This window comes from Bradyrhizobium sp. 132 (assembly GCF_023074185.1).
Taxonomy (GTDB): domain Bacteria; phylum Pseudomonadota; class Alphaproteobacteria; order Rhizobiales; family Xanthobacteraceae; genus Bradyrhizobium.
In genome coordinates this window covers 16,111-28,953 of record NZ_JADPKY010000028.1, presented here as the reverse complement: position 1 = coordinate 28,953, position 12,843 = coordinate 16,111, and the positions used below count along the sequence as shown (strand labels likewise).

The following is a 12,843-nucleotide window of genomic DNA, read 5'->3' as shown; positions in this document are numbered from 1 at the left end:
AAATCCCCTACAAAGCTGTCAGTCAGTCGCGGCGGCAATGCCATCAGACGCGATCAGCTGCGAGGGAGCGCGCGAAAGACCTGCCCTGCGAATTGAGCCAGGCGCTTCCGATCCCGGGTTAAGGCTTGGTCCATTTGTCGCGTCTTCGATCGAGGCCTTCGACTCATCGACGTCTGATGATTGCGCTACTTTGCGCGAGAGCCAGTCGCTGTTGCTCAAGGTACAGAGCGCATAGGCTTTCATCGGGAGCAGGAGGAAGATGTTGATCGGGGTGTGCAGCGAGAAGCCGATAAATCGAAGCTCGCCGGCACGGAGGGCCGCCACGCTGCATCGAACCATGGTCATCGCGACGATGGTCAGACCGGTCCACCAGGGCACGGTGCCGGTGAGCGCGAGCTGAGCGAGCGCGGCAATCGATGAGATGGCGAGCAGCAGCGGCCCGAGGTTCTGTCCGAGCACGTCGAGCGTAAGGTACCGGTCCAGGCCGGGCAACAGGTGCAAGCCCAACAGCGTGTCGCGGTAAGTGCTCCGCGCCCAGCGGAGCTGTTGCCGCAGATAGGGCAAGAGCCTGTCCGGGACCACCGTGGCGGCGATGGCGTCCGGAACGTACTCGGTTCGAAACCCTGCCTTGAGCATGAGGATCGTCAGATGGCGGTCCTCACCGAAGTCGCTCGGCTTTCCCCGGAAGAACTGCGTCTCGTACTGGTCCAGCAGCAACAGCAGCGCGGAGCGGCGGTACATGGCACACGGCCCGCAGCAGCACATGACGGCACCAAAGCGCGTCTGCGCCGCGCGCTCCTCGTTGCAAGCCAACCAGTACTCCATGTCGATCAATCGGGTCAGCCAGCTGTCGTTCCGGTTGCTGGCCGTCAATTGCCCCATGGCCGCGCCGACGGCTGGATCCTGCATCTTGCGTACGAGTTTGCTGACCACGTCGCTGGCGATTTCCGTGTCGGAATCGACGTTGAGCACGAGATCGCCGAACGACCGGCGTATCGCTGCGATCTGCGCCTTGCGCTTTCCAACGTTGCTTGGCAGCAGAATGACGTCGAACCTCGGGTCATATGCGTAGCTCGCATGGACCGGGGCCACTGCTGCGACATTTGCAGAGCCGTCATCGACGACATAAACCTGCAATCGCCCTGGGTAGTCCTGGCTTGCAAGAGACTTCAGGCAGGCCGCCAGCGTGCGCGGGTCCTCGTTGAAGCAGGGCACGATGACGTCCACGCTGGGCAGAGCACCGGCGTCGACCGAATCGTACGGCGGCAGTGAGGCGTCGGTTCGCAGCGCATAAAGCGCCTGCGCGCTCTTATGGACGCTGGAGAGCAACGCGTATGAGGCAACAGCAACGGTGCCGATGGTGGCAAGCAGGCTCATGGGAATTGATCTATTCAGTTTGTTTGAGGAAGCGACCGGATTGCAAATCCACGGTCATGCAGTGCTGGAATGAGCTTGGCGAGCGCCGTCACAGTCTGGTCGCGCCGACCAGAGTGAGGGCAGCGTTCCAACTCGTCGGGAGGGCACCCGTCGTGCAGGAGCACGATCGCCCCCGGGCGTGCCGAGGCCAGCACCGCGGCAACAATCGCCTCGCCGCCAGGACGAGACCAGTCTTGCGGGTCGACTGACCAATGCAGGGCTGCCAGTTCGGCTTTCGCCGACGCGGCGAGGGCCTCCTTGGTCCAAGTCCCATACGGCGCACGCATGTGCCGCACAGAGGCTCGCGGGCAGGCCATTCCGATGACCTTGTTCGTTGTGAGGATCTCGTATTCCACCTCATCGGGCTTGCATTTGGATAAATCCGGGTGCGTCATTGTGTGGTTTGCGATTTCGTGCCCTTCTGCGACGATGCGCTGCATCAGCTCCGGCTGACCCGCTGCATATGCACCGATCACGCAGAAGGTGGCGGGGGCCCGATGCTGCGCCAGCACATCGAGGATAGCCGGCGTGCAATGCGGGTTGGGCCCATCATCAAATGTGAGATAGACGCAGTGCTCTCCGCCGGGGTCGGCGTAGTCGCTCCGCGCTTTAATTTCGCCGTCTGCGGACGTCACAGTTCTGGCCCGTTTCGTTCAATCATCTCACCGGCCGGCCATTCGCTCATTGGCCTCGCAATCGGCAGAACGAGGCCGACCACGTCCTCCACACGCGTCGGAGGCACAGTGAGATAGATATCCGGACGAGCGGACCGGACACGGAGCCCTGGCAAAACAGTCGCCAATCCCTGTCGCCCGAGCAGCCTGGTAATATGTTTCTGCAGGGCAGATCGGACCGTGCCAAAACCGAACGGCACCCCAAGATCTCGCAATACGGGATACATCACGCGGATGGAGTGGCTGATTCCGAGCCCCTCGAGATCCGGGCGCACCCCGTACAATCCGAGTTCAGCCACAAGCAGATCGACCTCACCCACTTTTATGAAGCGGCGCAGTGCGCCGATGTGAATCGCAACACCACGATCATCGTAGCCGATTGCGCGAATCTCAGGCCTTGCGCCGGCCCAGCTTCGATGACCTTCAAAGGGCTTTGCATTGAATGCCCCGGTCGGACCATAGGTCTTCCGGAAGAAGTCGGACAACTCAATATGGTCAGCAAGTTGAAGCTCATTCTCCCAGCACAGCCTCCAACGAACTGGAGGGCGCGCCGAAGCACCTCGTGTGGATCCGGGCGCGATCATTTTCATAGAGAGTAATTCCTATTCATTATCTGGCTCCTGACGCACGCCAGCAGTTCGCTACGCTCGAAAGGCTTGCTCAAAAACTGGAGTCCCGTTTGCAGGACTCGCCTCATATCGTTTTCGAAGCTGTCTGTGAGCAGAACGGTGGGAATCGCGCCTCCGGATGCAGCCAGATGATGGAAAAGCTCAAAGCCACTCATCACGCTCGACTGCATGTCCGCGATCAAGCACGACGTGATCAAACGGCGGCCCGATTTCAAGAACTCGTCTGCGCTCTCGAAGGGTTCGGGTACGTAACCCGCCGAAAAAACCATATCTGTCAGACCTTCACGCACTGACCGATCTGCATTCACAATGGATACGACGTCGAGCGTGTGCGCAACTCGCATCAGATTCACCAAGGACGGCTTCGCTTGCATGTTCGGCACGATTTCTCCGCAGCAAGGACGCAATCGGATGCGACCAAAACACATTTGGCACCCGCAACCGAAGGGGTCCAACTGGAGGGAAATCTACGGTCAGGTTAAGCGTTCGCTCAATTCTACAGCGGTACACGGCCGGTATAGAATGGGTTGGCGAAGCCATACGATGGTTTGCTCGTCCTATACGCCCACGCACATTTGCGGATCCCCACCGTGCTAGCTCGCCGAGATAGGGCTTGCGCAACACGCGCGAAACTGCGACCGCACGGTCCAGATGTCTTGATCGATCCCTGGCGCTGGGCTGAGACGCGCTACGATTTGTAACCATTCTGATAGATCTGGCATCTCGCTAAACTATCCTTTGCTATCCTCAGTCGGTACAAATGGTAAAATCGATTGTATCGATAGAACACATTCACACGGTGGATCACTCAAGATTATGCGTTTCAAGGGCCTCGATCTGAATCTCCTCGTCGCGTTCGACGCCCTGGTGACGCAAGGCAATCTCACTGCGGCGGCAAGAAGCATCAACCTCAGTCAACCTGCCATGAGCGCTGCCGTCGCGCGGCTTCGCACTTACTTTCGCGATGAGCTATTCACGATGAGGGATCGGAAGCTTCTCCCAACGCCGCGGGCTCAAGCGCTCGCAGCCCCAATTCGCGAGGCTCTCGCTCACATTCAGCTCTCCATCATTTCTCCGGAGGGCTTCACTCCGTCTCAATCGAATCGGCGATTCAGGATCATCCTGTCCGACTTCATGACTGTCGTGTTTCTTCGAAGAATCGTGGACCGCGTCGCGCGGGAAGCTCCGACGATCAATTTCGAGTTGCTGCCGCCCTTAGAGGAACCCGATGAACTTCTCCGGCGCGGTGAAGTCGATTTTCTCATGTATCCGGAGATGTTCATGTCGAGTGCGCATCCCAAGGCGGCACTGTTCGAGGACACGTTCGTTTGCGTGGGCTGCCCCATGAACAAGCAGCTGGCGCCGCGACTTACGTTCGAGAAGTACATGTCGATCGGGCACGTGGAAGCCCGGTTCGGGGGCTCCCTGAGGCCCTCCTTTCACGAATGGCTCTTGCTCGAGCATGGTTTCAAGATACGCACCGAGGTCGCAGTGCAGGGTTTTGGTATGATTCCGCCTATGTTATTGGGCACCAACCGTATAGCGAGTATGCCCTCAAGACTGGTCAGCCATTTCGCAGACACGATGCCCCTGCGGGTCATCGAACCTCCGCTGCGACTTCTCACATTCACCGAGGCCGTCCAGTGGCCGGCCATTCATAATACTGATCCTGCAAGCATTTGGATGCGCAACATGTTCTTGCAAGAGGCATCCATGATGGTCTCTCCGTCCGAGACCAACCAATGTCACGGCCCGTTCTAGCATTGTTCGGCCGTTTGCGATCTAATCTCGGTTAACCAGATCTACGCCAGGCTCGAGGCTCCGGTCCTCGCTGGTGTTCGGATTGGCGCGTTTGAGCGTAGTTTGATCGGGTCGGCGGCGCTATTGATCTCGCGCTGGCGTGACGATCTTGCGCTTCATACAGCTCGTTCGGCGGCGCTCCGCATGACTTTCCTGACACGACGGCTGCATCGCACTGTTCTACATGAGCTGAGCTCAGAGCTCGCGAAATGATCCGGCCAGTCAGGTGAAAGAAATCTGGCTTGGCACTAAAAACCCTTGAATCGTACACCGCGTCAGGTTGTAGACCAACACCTGCGATCGAGGCTGCAAACGTGGACACTGGTAGGCACCCGCACCGCTGTTGGCCTCCGGTGGGCATTCTCCTTGCCGTCTACGGTCCCGGCGATCGCAGCAGTAATGCCAAAGCACCACATCGGATGGTGGGTGCAGGTCATCCTTTCGGATCTCGCGACCGTGGTGTTATTTTCGAAAGTGTCGTGGCGCGTGGCGCGCGGGATGCCGCCGCCATTACTCCCGAGTTGCGGCCCCTCACCGCTGACTTCGAAGAGCTACTTCGGTGCGGTAACATGATTTGCCAATCTTACCCAAAGCATCTATGTCCAGCTCGCACCCCAAAGCGATACTGTTCGAGGATGAAAGTGAGTGAGCTTCTGGACGAGCAAGCCATTACCCGCGACAGCTGGACTGTGCTGCGCAACACTGATCCGGCTCACGTCTGGATATGCGAGTTATTGCTGTAGGAGTTATGGCACGTCGTTTTTTCCCGGCGCGGCCGCGCTGCGCTGGGGGCGTGTTGACTCGTTTTGAGCGCCTCCACGTCCAACGGGTATCGGAGCGATCCTTCGAGGCTCGTCCTCAATCGCGAGTAACGTTCCGCCAACCCCGCGAGCTGCGCTTGCGTTCAGATACATACCGGGAATGGTTTTTGCGGCCCGCCTTCTCTCATCATACTGGCGCTTTGCGTCGCAGACTTGCGCCGTTGAAGAGCAGCCATCATCTGGTGGCATTCCAAAACCAGATGTTGCCATGCGCGAACAACGCCTTCGCGCCCACAAAGCCATCTCAACAGGACTAGCAGCGCGTCGAAAACGCTGCTAGGTGCCGAGCGGGCGGCCGCGCCACCCATCTGATCAGATCAGTACTTTGTCTGGGCAGCCGTTCGTGAAGCTGTGTCTCAAGAGCAAGCGGGGCTGCATGTACCTGCTTTCGCTTCGCGTGGCGATCAGACAGCAAATGGCCGCTGCTGCGGCAGCATCCAGCGGAAATTGCACAGTTTCGGTCAGGCAGTGTTGGACAAAAGGGAAGCAAACGCCGTGTTGCACAACGGCACCACACGAACGCACCTGTCACATTCTTTCGCGCACGTCGCCGCTCCGTCTCGTTTTTGCCCTACCACAGCCAAACGGCTTCGCCACGTGCAGCGAAGGTGCCGCAATGAAAGGAGCTTACTGTTGGAGAAGCCGAGCGGAGTCTACGACCCGGAGGATCTCGCGAGCTTGGGAAATCTTTTTGATCGAGCAATCGCGTCTTTACCGACATGCATGCGAACCGGCGAGAATCGCGTAGCGATCGCCAGACTTGTGATCCAACGCGCAGCGAGGGACGAATTGGCGTCGCTGGCGAACTTGATGCTTGCACTTGTCTCGGCTGATTGATTAACAGCATGCGCTCAGTGCTCCTGGGGTTCGCAGCAAGACACCATCATCTAGATCATTGAAATCACTTGATTCTCACGTGACGTCAGGTTGTAGGCTTGCAAATTGAGGACCATGACAAAAGCCACACCACGACGGCGCCGATGGCGCATTGGAGAACTTGCAGAGGCGACCGGTGTAACGGTACGCACTCTGCATCATTACGAACATACGGGGTTGTTGACGGTCGCGGAACGTACCGGTGGCGGTCACCGCATGTACGATCGTGAAAGCCTACAACGCGTCTGTCAGATACGGGCGCTGCGTGAGCTCGGCTTCTCGCTTCCTGAGATCCGCAAAGCCATCGAGGGGCGGTCGTCTCTCACGGACCTATTGCGCAACCATCTCGAGCGAATTGAAATTCAAGTCGCGCGGGCGACATTATTACGGGATCGATTGCGCAATATGACGACGCAAGGTGAGACAGAAGTTAGTGTCGACGAGCTGCCGGCCACGTTAGATGCAATGTTGCGGATTCAGGAACGTGCCCCCTCGGCCATCTGCACATGCGCCTCTAACGCTAGCCGCGAAGATCGGTGGCGCAAGATTCGGGATGAGCTACGAAGCTGCATGGATCGGGGCGAGCCGCCATGCAGTGAGCGACCAAATGCGGTCGCGCGTCAGGCCCGTTCGCTGCTGACTGAGATCGCAGGAGTTGATTCGACTGTCTCGATGATACTGAAGGTGCTGACGCGATTGACTGAACCACACAATCTCGCCGGCTGGGATGCGAGCCTCATGCGATACCTGGATCTCGCCCTCGCCGCGCTGGAGAGCCAGCTCGGAAAGAGTTGACGCACCCGGCTGCCCGGAATCGGTTGCTCAAATGTCTCTAACTGAATGAGCTGATGCTGATCCTTGTCTGACTGAGGATCGTTGGCCCGTAGCAATTCGCCTGCGAATGTGCGTTGTCGGCACTCTTGGGGACTTCGCTCTGCCAAGCTCGACGAGCACGCTTCGAAGTACTTGATCCGTACGTAGCGTCAAATTGTACCTTCTAAAAGTATCGACGCAGCGGCGGGGCGGCGGACAGAGCGCCGGCTAGGCCGATGGAGACTCCAATGATCTGCACCACTTTTGGAAGTTCCCGGTGAGAGCGCTGGGCGAGGGCAATTCGGTGGATGCACGTCTTTGGCCATTGCCGGCGACTCCGCAAACGGCACGCTCTTTAGCTCCAGGCCGCACTCGACGAAGAATGCTGCAGGGGCAGCCGATGTCGCCAAGCTCAAGGCTTCAAGCCAATCTGCCGCAGGTTGCAGGCTACGCTTATGCCCCAGTTCAAGCATGGGCAGGCTCGGTCAGACGGCGGGCACCGTCGATGCCACGCGGGTCGCTGCGGCCGAACCTCGGGCTCAATCGAAAGGGCCATTGCCACGGTTCGATTCGACTCCAAGGGAGACAATGCCGCTCCTGGGTCCATCGTTTACCGCTGGCGCGACAATACCGTCGACGTGGTCGCGCAGACCTGACCGCCCGCACCAACACCGCACGGAGCGTTGAATGATGAACCATTCTAGGCCTCGCGATTACGCGCTGGTCACGTGCGTCGCAGTCGCCGCACTCGCGGCATTTCTCGCCCTCGCGGCAATGCTATCAGAGCTGTCGTGCGCGCCCGAACGGCCGCCCGAAGAGTACGTTCCCATTCGTCTGGTACCACTGGAATGAGCATCACTTCCACAATCGTAAGGCCGACGAACATCGTGTCTTCTTCCACCTAGTGACACTGATGCGCACCTCGCTCTCGGGAGTGAGCTGCGCGGACCTCTTTAGAAGGAACGTAGCTTGTGGCAACATGTCAGGCGTGCGCAGTCTGTCTGCGGATTACGCGAGTTCAAGCCACGTTAGCAGCGCTGTTCGGCCGAGTGGACGTGGCGTTTCCTCCCCTCTTGAAACAGGTATTCGCCGGGATAACGCCGTGCGCCCGCCTGATCCGATCCGTGCTGATCACCGCGGACTTTGAGACGGGCTCGGATCCGGTGCGGCGCTTAGATCTGAGCCCGCCTATGCACCCCACCCCTCACATTTGAGCACGCCTTGCGCTTCCCGGCTCCGAACACAGCGCGCGCATCACGTAGGCTCGATGAAGGCCATCAACTGCCCTCGCCGACAAAAGGAAGAACACCAAATTGGATGCAAAACTGCAAACTATGCTTTCCTCGCTCTCGCCGGTGGCTCGCGAATTGGATGCTCTGCCGTCCGGGCGGCCCACCGCGGACAATGCTTGCGTGAAACTGAACACGAATGAGAACCCATTTCCCTTGCCAGCCATCGTGATGCGAAGCGCGATTGCAGCTCTTGAGGTGCAATACCGCTATCCAGAAGACGACAATGTCAGCTTGAGACAAGCGGCCGCAGCGGCCTATGGGATTGCCACTGATCGCGTGATGGCCGGCAATGGATCGTCTGAACTCCTCAGTCTCATTTACAGAGCCTTTCTTGCCCCGGGCGACGGCGTCGCAATGATGTCGCCCGGCTTCTCATTCAATCGCAAGCTTGCGATGTTGCAAGGGGCCCGGTTCATTGAAATTCCCTGGTCTGAACCCGACTGCTTGCCGATGGACGAGCTGCTTTTCGGTCCGGCTAAACATGCCAAGTTCATTCTGCTGGCCAATCCGAACAATCCGACCGGAACCTTCGTTCCGGTCGCTGAGATCGAGCGCCTCGTTACACGGTCTGACCGATTGATCGTATTGGACGAAGCTTATGTCGATTTCGCACCTGAGGACGGCCTACGCCTCATTGAGCGCCATTCGAATCTTCTGGTCCTGCGCACGCTTTCCAAGAGTCATTCCGCCGCTGGCATTCGCGTCGGCTTCGGTTTCGGCCATCCCGAGCTGATTGGGCGGCTTCGCAACATCCAGAATGTTTTTAACATGAATGTGGTCGCTCATGCCGTAGGCATGAGCGTCCTTGCGCATCGCGACGCCTACGAGGAGAACCATCGCCACGTCAGGTTTGAGCGTCAGCGCGTAGCGGCCGCCCTCTCGGAATTTGGGTTCTCCGTAACGCCTTCCCACGCGAACTTCCTCCTCGCCCGTGTGCCGGTAGGCCAGGGTGGCAGATGGTGGCAGGCGGCGTTGCAAGACCAGAGCGTCCTCGTTGCCTTCTTTCCGGATCCCGGCCTGGAAGAGTGCATTCGGGTTAGCATCGGTACAAAGCGCCAGATGGATGCGTTTCTTGCGGCTGTCGGCAGCATTCTTAAGAAAGTGGGATGCCGTGGCTAGTGAACCCTTCCACTCAGGTCACAGATCCCCGTTCGTCATCGAACAGGACCCACACATGATGCAGTTTCGCGACCGGCCTCAGTCAGTCATTGTCCGGTCGGCGCATTGCGAGCTGCTGAGAACGGCTTCGCGGCATATGCACGCCAGCGAGCGCTTCTTGAACCCCAAAAACCTAGCGGACTCCGGTCCTCTCTATAGGAGATAACTGAGTGAGAAACGTTCTTCCCTCAAACCTGACCTGCGGCATTTTTGATCATCTTGACGAGGACGGTCCCGATATCGCCAGGCAATACGCGGACCGCCTCGCGCTGGCGGAGGCCTACGACCGGCTCGGTTTCTATGCCTATCATCTGGCAGAGCATCATTGCACCCCCCATGGACGCGGTCCATCGCCGAACTTGTTTCTGTCAAGCGTCATACAACGCACACGGCGACTTCGCGTTGGTCCGTTGGTCATGCTGCTCAACCTCTACCACCCGTTGCGGGCATTCGAGGAGATCTGCATGTTGGATCACCTGAGCAGCGGCAGAGTCGAGGTCGGCCTTGGTCGCGGCTCCCTCCCGATCGAACTGAGCTATTTTGGGGTTGGAGCCGATGTTGCCTCTAGCCGTTACGAGGAAGCTTCCCAAATCTTCGTTAACGCGATGAATGGCGGCCCGCTCTCGTACAAAGGGCAACATTTTGCGCTGAGCGACGTTCCTTTGACGCTTTCACCTCACCAGCGTCCTTGTCCCCCGACATGGATTGCTACAAATCGGCCAGAGTCCGCGCATTGGGCGGCGGCGAATGGCGCTAATCTGGCGTGCATGGGACCCTCTTCTGCCGTTCGCAAAGTAACAGATCGCTATCGCGCTCATGGAAACGCGAAGTATGACACCAACGGTTCAGCACCATTTCTCGCATTACTCCGCATGGTCGTAATTGCCAGCTCTGAGGCAGCCGCCCGCTCCCTCGCCGCGCCAGCCTACGAAACCTGGCTCAAGAGCTTTAAGTTCTTGTACGACCTCAATGACATCCCGCCTCCATCCAACCTGCCCCTAACCTTGGATGCCGCAATTGAGAGTGAACTGTGCGTTGTCGGATCCCGCGCTTCGGTGCGCCAAACTCTTCTCGATCACGTGGAAGAGGCAGGCGCCAACTATCTCCTTTGTCAGCTCGCCTTTGGATCTCTGTCACTGGATGCCTGCCTCAACACAGCAACTGCGATTCACTCCGAGCTCATGGCGGCGGAGCACTGATGGTGAGCCGATTCCAAGCAGTTCGCCCTTGACCATGCAATAAATGGCAACACCGAGGCCCATGAGCACCGCAGCCGGATGCATTTGTCAGGCCGCTCTTATGGCTCAAGTGGCTCTTACGCGCATGAGACCCTTTCGACTACATCACCAAGGTGTAGTCTCGAGGGCAATAAATGCCGCGTCTCCCATTTTGCATGTGTTGATATTGCCCGCGCAGTGGTTTGCTTGGCCAGGTGAGTTGGCTCACGCTCATCCCGCTTTGGCGCGCCAGTTCGTCGATCGCATTTCACACGAATCCAAGATGTGGCTTATCGCACGGGCGGGCCTGTCGTGACGCGGTCCCGGCAGCGCTTCGACCAGATGGACGAGATCGCGCGTAAGCTCGAGATCGTGCTGGCGGAGTTGGCTTCGCTGCGCATTCTGCTGGCTGCGCACGGAATTAGCACCCCTCCGCCTCTGCATGAGGACTACCTCACTGTTCAGCGATACGCAGCGATGAACCACATAAGCCCCGAAGGGGTGCTCTCTCGGATCCGCCGCGGCAAGCTGCGCGCGGAGAAGCGCGGTGGCCGCTGGTGGGTGAAATGCACGGTTTGCACAGCATAGCCGTGCAGTGGCGAGGACAGTTATGGTAGCCGAAACGAACCAATGAGATACGGAATCCAGCACGTGAAAATGATCTGCGCGTTTAAGTTGCCGCCCTTTCTGCGCTCGACCCGATGACCAATGGAGAATCAAGAGATGATCGAGGTCAACGTGGCGCACGACCAACACACCGTCGCGGGATCGGCAGGCTCGATGTCGATGCACCCAGGCAATCACAAAACGCGCGCGTGGCAGAAGTCCAACTCCGATGCCGCTGCATGTATTGTGGCAAATGGGAAGCGGCGCATACCCTCCGTTTTGCACGTGAGCCACCGCACGCTACCGAGTTACGGCTTGGAGCGCAGGAAAGAGAAGTGCCTTGCTCGCAAATCGCACCTTGCGAGTTCCGCTGAGCATATCTTGAACGTCCGTCTCACGCGGGCTGGGGTGTAGCAGCCGACATGTATCCCAGTCATTCGCCTGTTCAGGGTCGCCTCGCGCGCCGGTGCGAGACGCGGACAGGTCTAATTTCGCTGGGATAGTTCGAGATTCAGGCTGGAGAAGGAGATGGCCAATGATGTCACCAAGGCTAATGTCAGTCCTCGGGTCGACGGTAGCAGTCGAGCGTATATTCTGGAAATTTCGAGAATTGATCGATGGCGATAGCGCGATCTCACCTGAAGTTCGAGAGACGCTTCATGTAATCCTAGATGCAAAGCTTCTTTCCGCAAAAGATAAGATTATGAGCGACGCGCGCGCCGCGATTGACGCAACTCCTGATTTGCCGCAGGCGGCCCGCGATCGAGCATACCGGTCGCTCGACTTTGCAATGAAGATGTTCATGACCAGTGAACCGCGCCGCGCTGAGGATCCTTTTAACGAAGTTGGTATCTGCAGCGCTCATCCCAAGACGCGTTGATGCAGGACCCGCTCCAGCGATCGGCGCCTCACTGCCGCCGTACGACCCGGTCAAGACCGGTGCTTTGCCCAGCGTGGATGTCATCGTGCCCTGCTTCAACGAGGGACCGGCGTGCGCTTGCCGCCTGCCTGAGGTCTCTCGCAAGCCAGGGCTTCCGGCAGTTCTGCTCCGCCGCCGCTCCGAGTTCCCGCACGCCGTGGTTCCTAATGCGGCAGGCCTTGCTCAAGCAAGGAAATTGCCGATCTGCCACAAGAGGGCGAACGCCGGGCGCCGTCAGTTCGTCGAGCACAAAATCGGGCGGCGGCGTGGAGGGCACGCGCGTGCAGTCCGTCCCAACAGCGCGGTGCAAGGTGCGACTGGTGGCCGATTTGACCCGAGACACTGACGGTGACGACGGCGAGCCGGCCGTTCAGGGATGATCGGATCGGCAGCCGTGTATTCGCGACCGGCCCTGGACCTTGCAACGTACGTTTGTGTGATCTTAGCATGCGCGGAAGCCATTGCCGGACCGAATTCTAACAAGCGCTGGTGCACACCATCGACAAGGAGCACCTTTCACTCTCCTGCGGCATCTACGCCGGTTCAATGCCCGTGTCCATCTGCACTGGGCCAGAAGGCTGATCCAGAGCCACCGCACGACTTCGAATTTCATCTCGCGCAG

The 12,843-nt window shown here is 58.7% G+C and carries 10 protein-coding genes; 6 read left to right on the top strand and 4 right to left on the bottom strand.

What is annotated here, in order from left to right; translation table 11 throughout:
* Positions 1 to 18 precede the first annotated feature (18 nt).
* From nodC to IVA74_RS03865, 4 genes are read right to left on the bottom strand one after another with little or no spacing between them, the layout of a single operon-like run.
* The gene (nodC, locus tag IVA74_RS03880; RefSeq protein WP_247340017.1) at positions 19 to 1,377 is read right to left on the bottom strand and encodes a chitooligosaccharide synthase NodC; all 1,359 of its coding nucleotides are present in this window, start codon (positions 1,375 to 1,377) and stop codon (positions 19 to 21) included.
* Between the two features lie 14 nt (positions 1,378 to 1,391).
* Positions 1,392 to 2,030, bottom strand: a complete 639-nt coding sequence (nodB, locus tag IVA74_RS03875; protein WP_247340057.1) for a chitooligosaccharide deacetylase NodB — start codon at positions 2,028 to 2,030, stop codon at positions 1,392 to 1,394.
* Positions 2,031 to 2,047: 17 nt separating this feature from the next.
* Positions 2,048 to 2,680 carry a NodA family N-acyltransferase gene (locus tag IVA74_RS03870; RefSeq protein WP_018455474.1) on the bottom strand — a complete coding sequence of 211 codons (633 nt, stop codon included), beginning with the start codon at positions 2,678 to 2,680 and terminating at the stop codon, positions 2,048 to 2,050.
* Positions 2,677 to 3,093, bottom strand: coding sequence for a response regulator (locus IVA74_RS03865; RefSeq protein WP_247340056.1), 417 nt, complete (start codon positions 3,091 to 3,093; stop codon positions 2,677 to 2,679). The genes IVA74_RS03870 and IVA74_RS03865 overlap by 4 nt, the downstream gene beginning before the upstream one ends.
* A gap of 442 nt (positions 3,094 to 3,535) precedes the next feature.
* Between IVA74_RS03865 and IVA74_RS03860 the strand changes: the two genes are divergently transcribed.
* From IVA74_RS03860 to IVA74_RS03835, 6 genes are all read left to right on the top strand, one after another.
* Positions 3,536 to 4,480 carry a LysR family transcriptional regulator gene (locus IVA74_RS03860; protein WP_247340015.1) on the top strand — a complete coding sequence of 315 codons (945 nt, stop codon included), beginning with the start codon at positions 3,536 to 3,538 and terminating at the stop codon, positions 4,478 to 4,480.
* 1,811 nt (positions 4,481 to 6,291) lie between these two features.
* On the top strand, positions 6,292 to 7,011 hold the full coding sequence (locus IVA74_RS03855; RefSeq protein WP_247340013.1) for a MerR family transcriptional regulator: 720 nt from the start codon (positions 6,292 to 6,294) through the stop codon (positions 7,009 to 7,011).
* Between the two features lie 1,352 nt (positions 7,012 to 8,363).
* Positions 8,364 to 9,440, top strand: a complete 1,077-nt coding sequence (gene hisC, locus IVA74_RS03850; RefSeq protein ID WP_247340055.1) for a histidinol-phosphate transaminase — start codon at positions 8,364 to 8,366, stop codon at positions 9,438 to 9,440.
* Between the two features lie 209 nt (positions 9,441 to 9,649).
* Positions 9,650 to 10,678 (top strand): LLM class flavin-dependent oxidoreductase, encoded by a 1,029-nt coding sequence (locus IVA74_RS03845; RefSeq protein WP_039799450.1) that lies wholly within the window; start codon positions 9,650 to 9,652, stop codon positions 10,676 to 10,678.
* Between the two features lie 360 nt (positions 10,679 to 11,038).
* The gene (locus tag IVA74_RS03840; protein WP_247340011.1) at positions 11,039 to 11,284 is read left to right on the top strand and encodes a hypothetical protein; all 246 of its coding nucleotides are present in this window, start codon (positions 11,039 to 11,041) and stop codon (positions 11,282 to 11,284) included.
* A gap of 553 nt (positions 11,285 to 11,837) precedes the next feature.
* Positions 11,838 to 12,182, top strand: coding sequence for a hypothetical protein (locus IVA74_RS03835; protein WP_247289248.1), 345 nt, complete (start codon positions 11,838 to 11,840; stop codon positions 12,180 to 12,182).
* The last annotated feature ends 661 nt before the right edge of the window (positions 12,183 to 12,843 follow it).